This window comes from Streptomyces sp. NPDC127098 (genome assembly GCF_042722465.1).
Taxonomy (GTDB): Bacteria; Actinomycetota; Actinomycetes; order Streptomycetales; family Streptomycetaceae; genus Streptomyces; species Streptomyces millisiae.
On sequence record NZ_JBHXFJ010000046.1, the window covers coordinates 45,820 to 61,921 of the forward strand.

At 73.5% G+C, this 16,102-nt stretch carries 14 protein-coding genes; 4 read left to right on the forward strand and 10 right to left on the reverse strand.

What is annotated here, in order from left to right; all coding sequences use genetic code 11:
• Positions 1-3: 3 nt before the first annotated feature.
• From ACFWI8_RS25280 to recO, 3 genes are all read right to left on the reverse strand, one after another.
• Positions 4-1,536 carry a hypothetical protein gene (locus ACFWI8_RS25280; protein WP_387095633.1) on the reverse strand — a complete coding sequence of 511 codons (1,533 nt, stop codon included), beginning with the start codon at positions 1,534-1,536 and terminating at the stop codon, positions 4-6.
• A gap of 135 nt (positions 1,537-1,671) precedes the next feature.
• On the reverse strand, positions 1,672-2,496 hold the full coding sequence (locus tag ACFWI8_RS25285) for an isoprenyl transferase (protein ID WP_311602033.1): 825 nt from the start codon (positions 2,494-2,496) through the stop codon (positions 1,672-1,674).
• A 50-nt stretch (positions 2,497-2,546) separates the two neighbouring features.
• Positions 2,547-3,296 carry a DNA repair protein RecO gene (gene recO / locus ACFWI8_RS25290; protein WP_387095636.1) on the reverse strand — a complete coding sequence of 250 codons (750 nt, stop codon included), beginning with the start codon at positions 3,294-3,296 and terminating at the stop codon, positions 2,547-2,549.
• 72 nt (positions 3,297-3,368) lie between these two features.
• Here recO and ACFWI8_RS25295 point away from each other — a divergent pair, with 72 nt between their 5' ends.
• The 3 genes from ACFWI8_RS25295 to ACFWI8_RS25305 all read left to right on the forward strand — a co-directional run bounded on the left by ACFWI8_RS25295 (position 3,369) and on the right by ACFWI8_RS25305 (position 7,614).
• Positions 3,369-4,538 (forward strand): PP2C family protein-serine/threonine phosphatase, encoded by a 1,170-nt coding sequence (locus tag ACFWI8_RS25295; RefSeq protein ID WP_387095638.1) that lies wholly within the window; start codon positions 3,369-3,371, stop codon positions 4,536-4,538.
• A gap of 574 nt (positions 4,539-5,112) precedes the next feature.
• The gene (gene leuA, locus ACFWI8_RS25300; RefSeq protein WP_387095641.1) at positions 5,113-6,873 is read left to right on the forward strand and encodes a 2-isopropylmalate synthase; all 1,761 of its coding nucleotides are present in this window, start codon (positions 5,113-5,115) and stop codon (positions 6,871-6,873) included.
• A 129-nt stretch (positions 6,874-7,002) separates the two neighbouring features.
• On the forward strand, positions 7,003-7,614 hold the full coding sequence (locus ACFWI8_RS25305; protein ID WP_387095644.1) for a TerB family tellurite resistance protein: 612 nt from the start codon (positions 7,003-7,005) through the stop codon (positions 7,612-7,614).
• Positions 7,615-7,653: 39 nt separating this feature from the next.
• On the opposite strand, the gene era is transcribed toward ACFWI8_RS25305, so the two are convergent.
• The 7 genes from era to ACFWI8_RS25340 all read right to left on the reverse strand — a co-directional run bounded on the left by era (position 7,654) and on the right by ACFWI8_RS25340 (position 14,412).
• Positions 7,654-8,622 carry a GTPase Era gene (gene era / locus ACFWI8_RS25310; RefSeq protein ID WP_387095647.1) on the reverse strand — a complete coding sequence of 323 codons (969 nt, stop codon included), beginning with the start codon at positions 8,620-8,622 and terminating at the stop codon, positions 7,654-7,656.
• The gene (locus ACFWI8_RS25315) at positions 8,619-8,966 is read right to left on the reverse strand and encodes a cytidine deaminase (protein ID WP_387095650.1); all 348 of its coding nucleotides are present in this window, start codon (positions 8,964-8,966) and stop codon (positions 8,619-8,621) included. The genes era and ACFWI8_RS25315 overlap by 4 nt, the downstream gene beginning before the upstream one ends.
• Before the next feature lie 28 nt (positions 8,967-8,994).
• Complete coding sequence (locus ACFWI8_RS25320) at positions 8,995-9,705, reverse strand: hypothetical protein (RefSeq protein WP_387095653.1); 711 nt, start codon at positions 9,703-9,705, stop codon at positions 8,995-8,997.
• A 527-nt stretch (positions 9,706-10,232) separates the two neighbouring features.
• Positions 10,233-11,567, reverse strand: coding sequence for a hemolysin family protein (locus tag ACFWI8_RS25325; RefSeq protein WP_387095655.1), 1,335 nt, complete (start codon positions 11,565-11,567; stop codon positions 10,233-10,235).
• Positions 11,564-12,061, reverse strand: coding sequence for an rRNA maturation RNase YbeY (gene ybeY / locus ACFWI8_RS25330; protein WP_387095658.1), 498 nt, complete (start codon positions 12,059-12,061; stop codon positions 11,564-11,566). The genes ACFWI8_RS25325 and ybeY overlap by 4 nt, the downstream gene beginning before the upstream one ends.
• Before the next feature lie 12 nt (positions 12,062-12,073).
• The gene (locus ACFWI8_RS25335) at positions 12,074-13,087 is read right to left on the reverse strand and encodes a PhoH family protein (protein WP_311604967.1); all 1,014 of its coding nucleotides are present in this window, start codon (positions 13,085-13,087) and stop codon (positions 12,074-12,076) included.
• A 161-nt stretch (positions 13,088-13,248) separates the two neighbouring features.
• Positions 13,249-14,412, reverse strand: coding sequence for a carbohydrate kinase family protein (locus ACFWI8_RS25340; protein WP_387095662.1), 1,164 nt, complete (start codon positions 14,410-14,412; stop codon positions 13,249-13,251).
• 50 nt (positions 14,413-14,462) lie between these two features.
• On the opposite strand from ACFWI8_RS25340, the gene ACFWI8_RS25345 reads away from it, so the two are divergent.
• Positions 14,463-15,803 carry a 6-phospho-beta-glucosidase gene (locus tag ACFWI8_RS25345; protein WP_387095665.1) on the forward strand — a complete coding sequence of 447 codons (1,341 nt, stop codon included), beginning with the start codon at positions 14,463-14,465 and terminating at the stop codon, positions 15,801-15,803.
• The last annotated feature ends 299 nt before the right edge of the window (positions 15,804-16,102 follow it).

Below are 16,102 nucleotides of genomic sequence, written 5' to 3' on the forward strand. Positions count from 1 at the left end.
CCGTCAGGGCTGGGCCCCGACGGCGTCGAGTCGATGCGCGTAGAGCACGCGCCCGCAGGGAGTGCTGTTGCGGCACGAGGGGTCGTCGATGTCGGCGCGGTGCTCGGAGACCGACCACAGGCGGGGCGGGTTCCCGGTGGTCGCGCCGTGTTCGAGGTAGAGGTCCTCCGGGCCGACGGCGGTGCGGATCTCGCCGCCCGCCAGGCCGAGCCGGCCGCTGGTGACGGTGGCCCGCCACAGGCTGCCGTTGCTGTAGCGGTGGCTCTGGTTGACGTAGTACCGACCCTCGTACCGTGCCACCCCCTGCGCCTGGTGCACGGGCAGGAACCAGGTCGAGCCGGCCGTGGCCGGCACGGTGCCCGAGCGGCGTTCGAGTTCGGCGATCGGCCAGGCGCCCACGCGTCCGGTCGACGGCTGGGCGGAGGTGGTCGAGCAGTACTCCCCCACCACCAGGTGGTCGACGCCGCTGCGGTCGAGGGAGAGGTACGACGCCTTGGGGGCGCCGACGTCGTAGCAGGCCGAGCCGTCGTTGTACTGGGTGGCGGTGTACCGCCAGGTGGCGACCTGCGGCATCACGTAGCGGTAGCCGTGGCCGTACCAGACGTTGTTCTGCCGCCCGACCCGCCGGCCGTCCCCCACGTCGCTGCTGAGGCCGTCCGGGGTGGGGTCGTCGGTGGCGGCGTCCTGGTCGGGGTTGAGGTCGAAGACGTACCGCATGTCGAAGACGCGGATGCCGTTGTAGGTGTCGGCGACGTAGAGGTAGTTGCCGTACCAGACGATGCCGCCGGCGTGGATGCCGGTCTGTCCGCCGCTGGAGTGGATGGGCTCGTAGGTGATGTTCCCGCCGGAGTTGTAGTACGGCCACACCAGCAGAACGTGCCGGTAGGTGCCGGCGGCGGGGTCCGCGAAGGTGACCCGGACGCCCTTCTCGAAGCAGAGCCCGGAGGTCGAGGCCGAGCAGTTGCCCGCCGCGTCGCGCCCGGGGTTGTAGTTGTCGTACCAGCCGGTCAGGAGCGTTCCGGTGGCTGTTCCCCACGCCTCGTCCTGCTGGGCGTCGGAGACCCCGGTCAGCCCCTGGGGTATCCACTCCTGGCCGAGCGAGTCGTCCTCGTCGAAGCAGCGGACGGTGTCCGGCTCCAGCGGCGGCTTGGGGGTCGGGTCGCTCGGCGAGGTCGCGTCCCCGCCGCCGAACGGGTCGGCGCACTCCCCGCCGCCGCCCAGGTCGCGGTTGGCCTGGGCCAGCAGGTTCTGCACGCCCTGCCGGGGCAGCGAGGCGGTCAGGTCGGCTATGCGCCCGCTGAGGTCGCTGCCCGCGGTGAGCGTGAACTCGCCGGCGGGCGCCGGGGCGCCCGCGCCGGGGAAGGCCTGCGCGGCCAGCTCACGCTGGCGTGGGTCGAGAGTGCCGGCCTCGGCCAGTGGCTCCTGGGTCTGCCACCGCTCGCCACCGGGCGCCGGCTCGTGTGTCGGCGCCGCGGCGGCGGGCGCCGGGCCCGTGAGGAGCACGCCGAGCGGCAGGATCAGGCTCGCGGTCAGCACGACCCCCGCGCCGCGCAGCCCTCGTCTTCGTAACCATCGTCGCGTCAAGGTTCGCCTCTCGAAGGCATCGTCGAGTAAGGACGACCTCAGCGTGACATGTACACAATAGAAACAGAAGGCCCACCGGGCCCGGCGTCACCGCGCCTGGGCGGGGACCTCGTTGGGCAGCGCGCCACCGAACCGCCGGTCCCGCGAGGCGTACTCGACGCACGCGTCCCACAGGTTGCGCCGGTCGAAGTCCGGCCAGAGCACGTCCTGGTAGACCATCTCCGCGTAGGCGCTCTGCCAGATCAGGTAGTTCGACGTGCGCTGCTCGCCCGACGGCCGCAGGAACAGGTCCACGTCCGGCATGTCGGGGAAGTACAGGTACTGGCCGAGCGTGCGCTCGTTGACCTTCTCCGGCGATATCCGGCCGGCCCGCACGTCCTCCGCGAGCCGGGCGGCCGCGTCCGCGATCTCGGCGCGCCCGCCGTAGTTGACGCACATGTAGAGCGTCATCGCGTCGTTGTCCCTGGTGCGCTCCTCGGCGTCCTGGAGCTTGCGGACCACCGACTTCCACAGCCGCGGCTCGCGCCCCGCCCACCTGATGCGCACGCCGAGCGCGTCGAGCTCCTCGGTGCGGCGGTCGATGACGTCCCGGTTGAAGCCCATCAGGAACCGCACCTCCTCCGGGGAGCGCTTCCAGTTCTCCGTGGAGAAGGCGTACAGCGACAGGTTGCGGACACCCAGCTCCAGGCAGCCCTTGACCACGTCGAGGACGACCGCCTCGCCCCGCTTGTGCCCCTCGGTACGAGGCAGACCGCGCTGCTTCGCCCAACGGCCGTTCCCGTCCATCACCACGGCGACGTGCCGCGGGATCAGCTCGCCCGGCAGCTTGGGCGGCTGGGCGCCGGACGGGTGCGGGTCGGGGGCGCGGTACTCGCGACGCCGCCTGGACGACAGGATTCCGCGGGCAGCCATAGGGGACTCCGTAACGTCGGTGCGTTCCTGGCAGCCGAGGGTATCGCCGCTCAGCCCTTCTCCACGAATCTCAGCGAGCGCAGTCCCCGCTCCAGATGCCAGTGCAGATAGGCCGAGACGAGCCCGCTGCCCTCCCGCACGTGGCGGGCCTCGGCGCGGTCGGCCGTCTCCCAGTCCCCGGTGAGCAGCGCCCCGAGCAGCCGCAGCGCCTCGGGCGACGGCACCACGCTGCCCGGCACCCGGCAGTCGCCGCACACCGAGCCCCCGGCGGCGAGCGAGAAGAACCGATTCGGCCCGGGGAGGCCGCACTTGGCGCAGTCCTCGAAGCTCGGCGCGTAACCGCCGACCGCCAGCGAGCGGAGCAGGAAGGCGTCGAGCACGAGCCCGGGGGCGTGCGCCCCGGCGGCCAGCGTACGCAGGCCACCGACCAGCAGCAGGTACTGCTGGACGTTGGGCTCACCCTCGTGGTCGGTGAACCGCTCCGCCGTCTCCAGCATCGCCGTGCCCGCCGTGTAGCGGGCGTAGTCGGACACGATGTGCCGGCCGTAGGGGGCGATGGTCTCGGCCTGGGTGCACAGCGGCAGCGAGCGGCCGACCAGCGCACTACCCCGCGCGTAGAACTGCACGTCGACGTGCGAGAAGGGCTCCAGGCGCGCCCCGAACTTCGACTTGGTACGGCGCACGCCCCGCGCGACCGCGCGCACCCGGCCCTGCCCCCGGGTGAGCAGGGTGATGATCCGGTCCGCCTCGCCCAGCTTCTGGGTGCGCAGCACGATGCCGTCGTCGCGGAACAGGCTCATGCCGCCATTCTGGCCCACCGGCCGGGCGCCGCCGCCGTGCGGGGGCGACCGGGTTCCCGGATCGTGGGAGCTGTGAAACCCGACGGGCCCGGCTCTTCCTCCCGGTGGCGTGGCCGGTCCCTGTTCACCGACGAACCGGCGCTGCGGATCGGGCGCCGGGACGTGTCCTGGCTGCTGCCCGCGGCGCTGCTGGTGATCATCGCGGCCGCCGACTGGAACGCCTCCGGCGACTTCCGGGTGGTGTCCTGGCTCGCGATCGTGCCGATCGTGGCGTCGGCCACCGGCGGGATGACGGCCACGGTGATCTTCGCGGTGCTCGCCCCGACGGCCTATGTGCTGCTCGACCTGTCCTGGGAGCACCAGAACCAGATGGGCCCGGGCGACTTCGCGCTGGTGGTGGCGGGTGGCGCGCTCGGCGTGGGCTCCCGCTGGCTGCGGGGCCGCGCCTACCGGCATCTGACGAGCGTGGAGAACGCGGCCGAGGCGACGCGGCTCGCGGTGCTGCGGCCGATCCCGCCGACGGCCGGCGGGCTGCGGACGGCCAGCGCCTACCTCGCGGCCGACAGCGCCGCTCAGGTCGGCGGCGACTTCTTCGACGTCCAGCCGTCGCCCTACGGCGCCCGGGTGCTGCTGGGCGACGTGCAGGGCAAGGGCACCTCGGCGGTGGACGCGGCGGCGGCGCTGCTCGGCACCTTCCGGGAGGCCGGGTACCAGGAGCGGCTGCTGGCCACGGTGGCGGAGCGTCTTGAGGACCGGATGCGGCGGGAGAACGCGTACGCGGCGGGGTTCGGCCAGCGGGAGGACCGGTTCGCCACGGCGGTGCTCGTGGGGTTCCCCGCGGTCGACACGGGCTGGGTGGAGCTGGTGAACTTCGGCCACGCCGGGCCGCTGGCCATCGGCGGGGACGGCGTCCGGCAGCTGCCCGAGGGCAGTGGCGCGCCGCTCGGCCTGACCGCGCTCGCCGACACGGGCGGCGCGGAAGCGCCGTCGGTCGGGCTGCCGCCGGTGCTGCGGGTGCCGTTCGAGCGGAGCGAGACGTTGCTGCTGGTCACGGACGGGGTGACGGAGGCCCGCGACAGGTCCGGCGAGTTCCTGCCACTGGCGGACCACCTGGCGGCGCGGATCACCGAGGCGGCGTCGTCGCCGGACCACCTGGTGGCGCTCGTGGAACGGGCGGTGCGGAGGCACACGGGCGGGACGCTGGCCGACGACACCGCCGTCCTGGCGGTCCGCCGCGCCTGACCCACGAACCGGGGCCTTCTCCCCCACCCACCCGCGACTTTCCGCTTCGCGGGGGGCCGTGACCGCGCTGCGCGCGGCGGGGTTCCCCCACCCGCCCGCCCTTGTCCGCTTCGCGGGGGTGGTGCCGTAGCAGCACGGTGCGCGGCCCGGCGCTCCGCGCCGGGGTTTCCCCGCCCACCCGCCCCTTTGGCGCGCTTCGCGCGGGGCGGTGGCGGCCGCGCCGCCACCGCACTGCGCGCCGGACCACGCGGCCCGTGCCGCGCGAGGCCACCCACCAAGGGTTGGGTGGGTGGGCGCGACACGGCCGCAGGCCGACCTCGGCGACTGCGCCGCCCGGTCGGGCCGGCGGCCAAGGCCGAGCGCCAGCGGGATCGTCTCGGATGGTGATACGGGCGTGGCCAGCCTCGCCGCGCGAGTTACGCTGGGCGGGCGATGCGTTTCGGGATCCTTCTCCTTAGCCGCCGCGGCGAGGGTCTGTAGTCACCAGGCCGACCCCCTCCCCGCGGAGTTCGGCGCTGCCCGTCGGCCGTTTCCCAGCGATCAGCCGTCATCCCGCGCAGGAGACCCGAACGACATGAGTGTCACCGGTAAGCCCACCCCCCTGACCAACGCGACCGTGCGCCAGCGGCCCTCCGGTATGCCCGTCCACCGGTACCGCCCGTTCGAGGCCGTGGACATCCCCGACCGCACCTGGCCGAACAACCGGATCACCGCCGCGCCGCGCTGGCTCTCCACCGACCTGCGGGACGGCAACCAGGCCCTGATCGACCCGATGTCGCCCACCCGCAAGCGCACCATGTTCGACCTGCTGGTACGCATGGGCTACAAGGAGATCGAGGTCGGCTTCCCCTCCTCAGGACAGACCGACTTCGACTTCGTGCGGTCGATCATCGAAGAGGACGCCATCCCCGAGGACGTCACCATCTCCGTGCTGACCCAGGCGCGCGAGGAGCTGATCGAGCGGACCGTCGAGTCGCTGGTGGGCGCCCACCGGGCGACCGTGCACCTGTACAACGCCACCGCCCCCACCTTCCGCCGCGTGGTGTTCCGCGGCGGCCGGGACGAGGTGCGGGGCATCGCGGTGGACGGCACCCGGCTGGTGCTGAAGTGCGCCGAGAAGCTGTTGGACGACCGGACCGTCTTCGGTTACCAGTACAGCCCGGAGATCTTCACCGACACCGAGCTGGACTTCGCGCTGGAGGTCTGCGAGTCGGTGATGGACGTGTGGCAGCCGGAGGAGGGTCGCGAGATCATCCTCAACCTGCCGGCCACCGTCGAGCGCTCGACGCCGTCCACACACGCCGACCGCTTCGAGTGGATGTCGCGGAACCTGTCACGCCGCGAGTTCGTCTGCCTCTCCACGCACCCGCACAACGACCGCGGCACCGCCGTCGCCGCCGCCGAGCTGGCGCTGATGGCCGGCGCCGACCGGGTGGAGGGCTGTCTGTTCGGGCAGGGCGAGCGCACCGGCAACGTCGACCTGGTGACGCTGGGCATGAACCTGTTCTCGCAGGGCATCGACCCGCAGATCGACTTCTCGGACATCGACGAGATCCGTCGCACCTGGGAGTACTGCAACCAGATGGAGATCGCGCCGCGCCACCCCTACGTGGGCGACCTCGTCTACACCGCCTTCTCCGGCTCCCACCAGGACGCCATCAAGAAGGGCTTCGAGGCGATGGCCGACCAGGCCGCCGCCGAGGGCGTCGGCGTCGACCAGCTGTCATGGGACGTGCCGTACCTGCCGATCGACCCGATGGACGTGGGCCGCTCCTACGAGGCGGTGATCCGGGTCAACTCGCAGTCCGGCAAGGGCGGCGTGGCCTACGTGCTGAAGAACGACCACAAGCTGGACCTGCCGCGCCGCATGCAGGTGGAGTTCTCGCGGATCATCCAGGAGAAGACGGACGCGGAGGGCGGCGAGGTCACCCCGGCGCAGATCTGGGAGACCTTCTCCGACGAGTACCTGCCGGGCGTCTCGGGTTGGGGCCGGATCGCGCTGCGCGACGCGCAGGCGTCGACCTCCTCCGAGGGCGCGGACGCGCTCACCGTGGAGGCCGTGGTGGACGGCGTCGACACGGTGCTCACGGGCACGGGCAACGGGCCGCTGGCCGCCTTCTTCGACGCGCTGTCCTCGGCGGGCGTGGTGGCGGAGGACGTCAGGCTGCTGGACTACGTGGAGCACACGATGAGCGAGGGCGCCGGCGCCAAGGCGGCTGCGTACATCGAGTGCGCGATCGGCGACCGGGTGCTGTGGGGCGTCGGCATCGACGCCAACATCGTGCGCGCCTCGCTGAAGGCCGTGGTCTCGGCCGTCAACCGCGCGGCGCGCTAGGGGCCTCGGACTCGGTTTCGGTCGTTCGTACTGCTGACTCCCGACCCCGTGTGTGGTTAACATCACGTCGGCGATGTTGCCGGCGGGTGATGGAGGTACGGCGTGGTGCGCTCCAGGGTGGGGCTCAGGGTGGCTGGCGTCCGGACGGCGTGGCGGATCGCCGACGACGGCGACTTCTTCTGCGCGGGGTGCGGGGGCGACCGCTGCTACCGGTTGTTGACCGGCCGGCGGCGGCTGACGGTGCTCGGCCTCCCGGTGCTGCCGCGCGGCGCGGCCGAGCCGGTCGTGGAGTGCGTCTCGTGCCGGGGTCACTTCCCGCCGGACTCGCTCGGTCAGCCGACCACGACCAGACTGGCCGGGCTGCTGCGGGACGCGGTGTACGCGATCGCGCTGGCGATGCTGGGGGCGGGCGGCGGCGAGGAGGCCGCCGCCCGGCGGGCCGCGGTCGCCGTGATCCGCGACGCGGGCTACCCGGAGTGCACCGAGGACGGGCTGCTGACGCTCAGGGCCGCGACGGGCCGCCGCCGGCTGCCGCCGCTGGACCACGAGGTGCGGGCGGCCGTCGGGGCCCTCACCCCGCACCTGGCGGCCCCGGGTCGGGAGAGCCTGCTGCTGCTCGGCGCCCGGGTCGCGCTGGCCGACGGGCCGTGCACGGACGCCGAGCGGCAGACGCTCTCGACCATCGCCGAGGCGCTGTCCCTGCCGGTCGCCGCCACCGAGCGCCTGCTCGGCAGCCGTTAGGCACCGCCGGCCGCCTCGCCCTCAGAAGCCTCAGAAGGCTCAGAAGCCGAGGCGGCGGAGCTGCTTGGGGTCGCGCTGCCAGTCCTTGGCGACCTTCACGTGCAGGTCGAGGAAGACGGGCGTGCCGAGCAGCGCCTCGATCTGCTTGCGGGACTTGGTGCCGACCTCCCGCAGCCGCTGGCCCTTGGGGCCGATCACGATGCCCTTCTGGCTGGACCGCTCGATGTACAGGTTGGCGTGGATGTCGAGCAGCGGACGGTCCTCGGGACGGTCCTCGCGGGGCAGCATCTCCTCGACCACCACGGCGATCGAGTGGGGCAGTTCGTCCCGCACGCCCTCGAGCGCGGCCTCCCTGATCAGCTCGGCGATCATGACCTGCTCGGGCTCGTCCGTCAGGTCGCCCTCCGGGTAGAGCGGCGGGCCCTCGGGCAGCAGCGGCACCAGCAGGTCGGCGAGGAGCGACACCTGCTGGCCCGCGACGGCCGAGACCGGCACGATCTCGGCCCACTCGAGGCCGATCTCCTTGCCCAGCAGGTCGACGGCGATGAGCTGTTCGGCCAGCGCCTCGGGGGTCACCAGGTCGGTCTTGGTGACGACCGCGATCTTCGGGGTGCGGCGGATGTTGGCCAGTTCCTTGGCGATGAAGCGGTCGCCGGGGCCGATCTTCTCGTTGGCGGGCAGGCAGAAGCCGATGACGTCGACCTCCGCCCAGGTGGTGCGGACGACGTCGTTGAGCCGCTGCCCGAGCAGGGTGCGCGGCTTGTGCAGGCCCGGGGTGTCGACCAGCACCAGCTGGGCGTCGGGGCGGTGCACGATGCCGCGGACGCTGTGCCGGGTGGTCTGCGGACGGTTGGAGGTGATCGCGACCTTGGTGCCGACCAGCGCGTTGGTCAGCGTCGACTTACCGGCGTTGGGGCGGCCGACGAAGCAGGCGAAGCCGGAGCGGTGGTCGTCCGGGTACTCCGGGAACTCCGGGAAGGCGCCGCTGAAGGAATCTGGGGTGCTCATGACGCGGGGATCGTCGCACGAAGGGCACCGTCCGGGCCAGCCAGCAGGACGGGGGTGCCGGTCCCGCCGAGGTCGCGGACGGCGGCGAGGTCCTCGGCCGGCAGCGCCTCGGCAGCGCTGACGACGGCGGCGGCCTCCAGCGACGCCGCGCCGCTGGACGCGGCCAGCACGACGGCGGCGCGCAGCGCGCTCAGCCGCAGCGAGTCGAGCGCGACGGTGGTGGCCACGTAGGTGCGGCCGGTCTCGTCCCTGACCGCCGCTCCCTCGGGCACGCCGTTGCGGGCACGGGCGCTGCGCGCCAGCGTGATGATCTTGGTGTCCTCGGGGTCAACGGCGTCTGTCATGGCCCCGAGCTTAACGGGGCGTGGCGGCTCAGAGATCCGTGGTGCCGGGCTGGTCCCGGCGGGGCGCGGGCGAGCGTCCCTCGCAGACGTCCTCCAGCTTCCTGACGGCCGTCTCGGCGATGTCGGAGACGTCGCCGGTGCCCTTGTCGTCGCGCCCGGCCTGCGCCACCCGCACCAGGTGGGCGCCGACGCGGGCGACCACGAGGTCGGCGACGACGCCGGTGTCGCCGCTCTCGCCCTCCTGGGCCCGCCGGTTGAAGCGGACGGCGGTGCTCTCCTCGCCGAGCCGGTCGACGTCGAGCGTGGACGCCTCGTAGGCGACCGTGGCAGAGCTCGAGGTGCCCTCGCGGGTGTGGATGGTGCCGCACTCGGCGGTGGCCTCGCGCAGCCCTTCGAGCGCGCGGCGGGCCGCGGCCTCGTCCTCGTGCGCGGCGACGACCGTGGTGACGAAGGGGCCGCTGCGGGTCTTGGCGAAGCCGGCGCTCGCCTTCGTCTCCTCGGCGCTGTCGAACAGCTCACGGCAGTCGCGCTCGGTGGGCTCGGGAACGCCGAAGCCGCGCTCGCGGGCCGAGCGGGCGCTGTCGCTGGCCCAGCCCTCGGGGAAGTCGACGGCGTCCAGGAGCGCGACGCGCAGCTCCTTCTCGGAGAGCGCGTCGGCGGCCACCGGCCGCCCGGGCACGAGCGCGGTGGCGGCCAGGACGACGCCGGCGACGACGGCTGTCCGCAGATGCGAGTACATAGCCCCCATGGCGCCACCGGACCGCTGCGCTGGCCACCGCCGCACCGCCGTTCGGGTGACGGCCCCCGCGGGTCCGCCCTGGCGGGCGGCCGGCCCTCCCGCGGCGCTCCGCGCCGGGCACCTTCGGTCGCCCCCCGGCGCTCCGCGCGGGGATGTCCCCACCCACCCGCCCCTCCTCGCGCTCCGCGCGGGCAGGCGCTACCGCGTCGCGGGGCCGGGCCGGGGAGACCGCGGCGGCGCGTTCGAGCGGTTCGCCGCTCGGGGCCCTGGCCCAGGCGGCGCAGCCGCCGAGGGCCCACGGCCCGGCGCGCCCCCGCGCGAAGCGCGAAAAAGGGCGGGTGGGCGGGGAAACCGCCAAAGCGGCCCGGCACCCGCCGACCGGCGCGTCAGCGCCCTCCCCCGCGCGAAGCGCGGAAGAGGGCGGGCGAGCGGGGCAACACCACCGGCCCCGAAGCGCCCGGGCGCCGAACCCGGCGGCGGAGCCGCCGCGCACAGCAGCGCCGCGTAACGGCTTCCCGCGCGGAGCGCTAAGACGGTTCCGGGGCGTCCGACGGCGGCGCGGGGACCGGTTCGACCAGGATGCGGTCGATGCGGTTGCGGCGCCCGACGGGCGCCTCCGCGGTGAGCCGCAGCGCGGCCAGCGGCGGCCGCTCCTCGTCGCGCGCCGTGGACTGCTCGGGCGTGAGCGGGACCTGCGCGCTCGCGCCGGCGATCGGGACCCGGCCGAGTGCCTTGGCCAGCAGGCCGCCCACCGTCTCCACGTCCTCGTCGTCGAGCCGCAGCCCGTACAGTTCGCCGAGCGCGCCGATGTCGAGCCTGGCGGTGACCCGGCGGGTGTCCTCGCCGAGGTCCTCGACGGGCGGCAGCTCGGTGTCGTACTCGTCGGTGATCTCGCCGACGATCTCCTCCAGGATGTCCTCGATGGTGACGAGGCCCGCCGTGCCGCCGTACTCGTCGATGACGACCGCGACGTGGATGTGGTCCCGCTGCATCTCGCGCAGCAGGTCGCCCGCGTTCTTGGTGTCGGGCACGAAGGTCGCGGGCCGCGCCACCGACTCCAGCGGGTCGGCCTCGGCCTCGTGCTTGATGTGCACGGCGCGGGCCAGGTCCTTGAGGTAGACGACGCCGACGATGTCGTCGTCGCTCTCGCCGGTGACCGGGATCCGGGAGAAGCCGGACCGCAGCGCCAGGGCGAGGCCCTGGCGGATGGTCTTGTGGCGGTCGATGGAGACGAGGTCGGTGCGCGGCACCATCACCTCGCGCACCAGGGTGTCGCCGAGCTCGAAGACGGAGTGCACCATGCGGCGCTCCTCGTCCTCGATGAGGGACTCGCGCTCGGCCAGGTCGACCATGGCGCGCAGTTCGGCCTCGGAGGCGAAGGGGCCGCGGCGGAAGCCCTTGCCCGGGGTGAGGGCGTTGCCCAGCAGGATCAGCAGCTGGGTGACGGGCCCGAGCACGCGGCCCAGCGGCACCAGCACGTAGGCGGCGACGGTGGTGGTGGCCAGCGGATGCTGGCGGCCGATGGTGCGGGGCGAGACGCCGATGGCGACGAAGGACAGCAGCACCATGACGCCGAAGGCGACGGCGAGTGCCTGCCATATCCGGTCGAACTCCTGGAGGCAGGCGTACGCCACGAGCACCGCGGCCGCCATCTCGCTGCAGACCCGGAGCAGCAGGGCCAGGTTGAGGTAGCGGGTGGGGTCGGCGGCGAGCACGGCGAGCCGGGCGGCGCCGCGGCGGCCGGCCCGCTTGGCCTCCTCGGCGCGGAAGCTGGTGACGACGGCGAGGCCGGCCTCCGCGCAGGAGGAGAGCCAGGCCAGGGCCAGCAGGCCGATGACGGAGAGCAGCGTGGTGGTGGTCATGTCGTCGTGGGGGCCGGGGAGGGGCCGGTCAGGCCGTGTTCGGCGCGCCAACCGTCGACGATGGCCTTCTGCAGTCCGAACATCTCGGCCTTCTCGACCGGCTCCTCGTGGTCGTAGCCGAGGAGGTGCAGCACGCCGTGGACGGTGAGCAGTTGGAGCTCGTCGTCCATGGAGTGCCTGGTGGGGGCCGCGGCGCCCTGCCGGACGGCGACCTGGGGACAGAGCACCACGTCCCCGAGCAGGCCCTGCACGGGCTCCTCGTCGTCCTTGGCGGGCGGGCGGAGCTCGTCCATCGGGAAGGACATCACGTCGGTGGGGCCCGGCAGGTCCATCCACTGGAGGTGGAGCTGCTCCATGGCGGCCTCGTCGACCGCGATCACCGACAGTTCGGAGAGCGGGTGGATGCGCATCCTGGCCAGGGCGTACCTGGCGATGTCGAGAATGGCCCGTTCGTCGATCTCCAGGCCGGACTCGTTGTTGACCTCGATCGCCATGATCTGCGGCGGCTACTTTCCGTTGCGGTCGTCGAAGCGTTCGTACGCGTCCACGATGCGGCCGACGAGCTTGTGGCGGACCACGTCCTGGCTGGTGAGCCGGGAGAAGTGCACGTCGTCGACACCGTCGAGGATCTCCTGCACCTGGCGGAGGCCGCTCTTGGTGCCGCCGGGCAGGTCGACCTGGGTGACGTCGCCCGTGATCACGATCTTGGATTCGAAGCCGAGCCGGGTGAGGAACATCTTCATCTGCTCGGGGTTCGTGTTCTGCGCCTCGTCCAGGATGATGAACGCGTCGTTGAGCGTGCGGCCGCGCATGTAGGCGAGCGGGGCGACCTCGATGGTGCCGGCGCTGAGCAGGCGCGGGATGGAGTCCGGGTCGAGCATGTCGTGCAGCGCGTCGTAGAGCGGCCGCAGGTAGGGGTCGATCTTCTCGTAGAGCGTGCCGGGCAGGAAGCCGAGCCGCTCGCCGGCCTCGACCGCGGGCCGGGTGAGGATGATCCGGTTGACCCGCTTGGACTGCAGCGCCTGCACGGCCTTGGCCATGGCCAGGTAGGTCTTGCCGGTGCCGGCGGGACCGATGCCGAAGACGATGGTGTGCTGGTCGATGGCGTCGACGTAGCGCTTCTGGTTGAGCGTCTTGGGCCGGATCGTCTTGCCGCGGTTGGACAGGATGTTCTGCGTGAGGACCTGGGCGGGGCTGGTGCCGCCGCTGCCCTCGGAACCGCGCAGCATGGCGATGGAGCGCTCGACCGCGTCCTCGGTGAGCGGCTGGCCGGTGCGCAGCACCAGCATCATCTCGTCGAAGAGCCGCTGCACGAGCTGGACTTCGGCCTCGTCGCCGGTGGCGCTGATCTCGTTGCCCCGGACGTGGATGTCGGTGGCGGGGAACGCCTGCTCGATGACGCGCAGCAGCGCGTCCCCGGAACCCAGGACCGTGACCATGGGGTGCTTCGCCGGCACGGTGAACCGGGCGGTCGCCTCGGCGGCCCGGGCCGCCGGCTGGTGTGTGGGTGTCTGCGTCATGGGCGGCCGCTGCTCGGCCTGCTCATCCCTCTCTGAACTGACTGCGGGGCGGTACGGGACTTCCGAGGCCAGGGTACGACGCCACGCCCGCGTATCCCCAGGAAATTACCCAGTGCGATCGGCGCAGTTCGCGATGGTCTTGACGGCGCGGGCACCGGCGCTCACCCACGGAAACCGAGTGTGGGCACCGCGCGACGACGGGACCAGGTCGGCGCGGATCCCGGCAGCAGTTCGGAGAGGAACGCGTACCGCCGGAGCTCGTGGTCGAGCCGGCCGCCGGCCGGTCGGAGCGAGCTGACCCGCTGCCACCAGGCGGCCACCTCGCCCCAGCCGGGCGCGGAGAGCGAGCCGCCGAACTCCTGGACGGACAGGGCGGCGGTGAGCCCGGCGAGCGCCAGCCGGTCGGCCAGCGGCCAGCCGGCGAGGGTGCCGGTGACGAAGCCGGCCACGAAGACGTCCCCGGCGCCGGTGGTGTCCAGGGCCTCGACGAGGATGGCCGGCACCTCCGCGGTCTCGCCGGTGCGGCCGTCCGCCGCGTAGGCGCCCTCGGCGCCCATGGTGACGACGGCGATCGGGACGCGCTCGGTCAGCGCGCGGGCGGCGGCGCGCGGGCAGTCGGTGCGGGTGTAGCGCATGGCCTCCGCCGCGTTCGGCAGGAAGGCCTCGCAGTGGGCGAGGTCGGGCAGTTCGGCCAGCTCCCAGGCGCCCGTGTCGTCCCAGCCGACGTCGGCGAAGACCAGCCCGCCGGCGGTGGCCGCCTCCCTTATCCAGTCCTGCGGCTGCCCGGGGCGCAGCGAGGCGACGGCGGAGCGGGCGCGCGGCGGGGGCGGCACGGCCGGGACGAACGAGGGCGCCGCCTCGTCGATCGGCGGCCCGGTGGGCGGTCCCCAGGGCGGCGGTGCCTCGTGGCCGTGCGAGACCATCGTGCGCTCGCCCTCGTAGGCCATGGACACGGTGACCGGGGAGTGCCAGCCGGGGACGGTGCGGGAACGGGAGAGGTCGATGCCCTCGCCGCGCTCCAGCGTCTCCCAGCAGTACTCGCCGTACTTGTCGTCGCCGAAGGCGGCGGCGAGCGAGGTGCGCAGGCCCAGCCTGGCGAGCGCGGTGGCCATGTTGGCCACTCCGCCCGGGCTCGATCCCATGCCGCGGGCCCAGGACTCGGTGCCGCGCACGGGGGCCGACTCCAGGCCGGTGAAGACGATGTCCAGGAAGACCGTGCCGGTGAGGTACACGTCGTAGTCCGGGTCGGCGGGGGCGCGCAGCGCGGCGAGCGGGTCGAACGTGCTGGCGAGTGGGGCCTGGTCGTGGTCGTCCTGGTGCGTCACCGTGTGCTCCCGGGCATGCTGGCCTTCTCCTCTACGGTACGTTCCGGGCCATGAGGCTCACGATCATCGGCGGCGGCGGATTCCGCGTTCCCCTGGTATACCGGGCGCTACTGACAGCCAGTCCCGAGGAGTCGCCCGACCGGGTGAACCAGCGGTGCACCGAGGTGACGCTCTTCGACCGGGACCAGGCCAGGACCCGGGTGATCGCCTCCGTGCTCGCGGCGCAGGCGGCGGGCGTGCCGGGCGCGCCCGCGGTGCGGATCGCCGACGACCTGGACGACGCGCTGCGCGGCGCCGACTTCGTGTTCTGCGCGATGCGGGTGGGCGGCACGGCGGGGCGGGTGCGGGACGAGCGGGTGCCGCTGGCCGCGGGGGTGCTGGGCCAGGAGACGGTGGGCGCCGGCGGGATCCTGTACGGGCTGCGGACCGTTCCCGTCGCGCTGGAGATCGCGGACCGGATGCGGGCGGTGGCGCCCGACGCCTGGCTGATCAACTTCACCAACCCGGCCGGGATGGTGACGGAGGCGATGTCGAGGCGGCTCGGACACCGGGTGATCGGCATCTGCGACTCGCCCGTCGGCCTGGTGCGGCGGGCGGCCAGGGCCGCGGGCGCCGACCCCGCCGCGGTGAACTTCGGCTACGTGGGGCTCAACCACCTGGGCTGGCTCCAGTCGCTGACGCTGCGGGGCCGGGACCTGCTGCCGGGGCTGCTGGCGGACGACGCGGCGCTGGCGTCCTTCGAGGAGGGCCGGCTCTTCGGCGGCGAGTGGCTGCGGGCGTTGGGCTCGTTGCCCAACGAGTACCTGTACTACTACTACGCGGCGCGCGAGACGCTGGCGGCGGCGCGGGCGGCCAGCGAGACGCGGGGCGAGTACCTGGAGCGCCAGCAGTGCGCGTTCTTCGCGGAGGCGGCGCGAACGCCCGGGCGGGCGCTCGAGGTGTGGGAACGCGCGCGCCTGGAGCGTGAGGAGACGTACGGGGCCGAGGCGCGGGCCGCGAGCGGCGGCGGCGAGCGCGACAGCTGCGACCTGGAGGGCGGCGGCTACGAGCGGGTGGCCCTCGACCTGATGCGGGCCATCGCGGGCGACCGGCGCACCCGGCTGATCCTCAACGTGCGCAACGGCGGGGCGGTGCCGGCGCTGCCGGACGACGCGATCATAGAGACCGTCTGCGAGGTGGACGGGACGGGCGCGCATCCGGTGCCGTGCGTGCTGCCGGGTCTCGCGGAGCTGGGGCTGATGCTCCAGGTGAAGGCGGTGGAGCGGGCGACGATCGAGGCGGCGACGACACGGTCACGCGGCGCGGCGCTGCGGGCGCTGGCGCTTCACCCGCTGGTCGACTCCACGGCGGTGGCCTCCGACATCCTGACGTCGGCCGCCTGGCCGGCGTAGCCGGCGGTACGCCGGCCCGACGCCGCGGCGCTCCGCGCCGGTTTTCTCCCCACCCACCGTTCCCGCGGGCACGGGAGGCCGCACCGCGCGGTCGGCGCTTGGCGCTTCGCGGGGTTTTCGCCCACCCGCCCGCCCTTTTCCGCGCTTCGCGCGCGGGTTGGCCATGCCGCGCGGTGCGTGCCCGGGCCGGGCCTGCGGCGGCTCCGCCGCCGGGCCACCCGGCCCCTGCCGCGCGAGGCCACCCTCCCCCAGCTAACGCTGGGAGGTGCCCCCAGGGGCGGGTGGGTGGGCGCGGCACG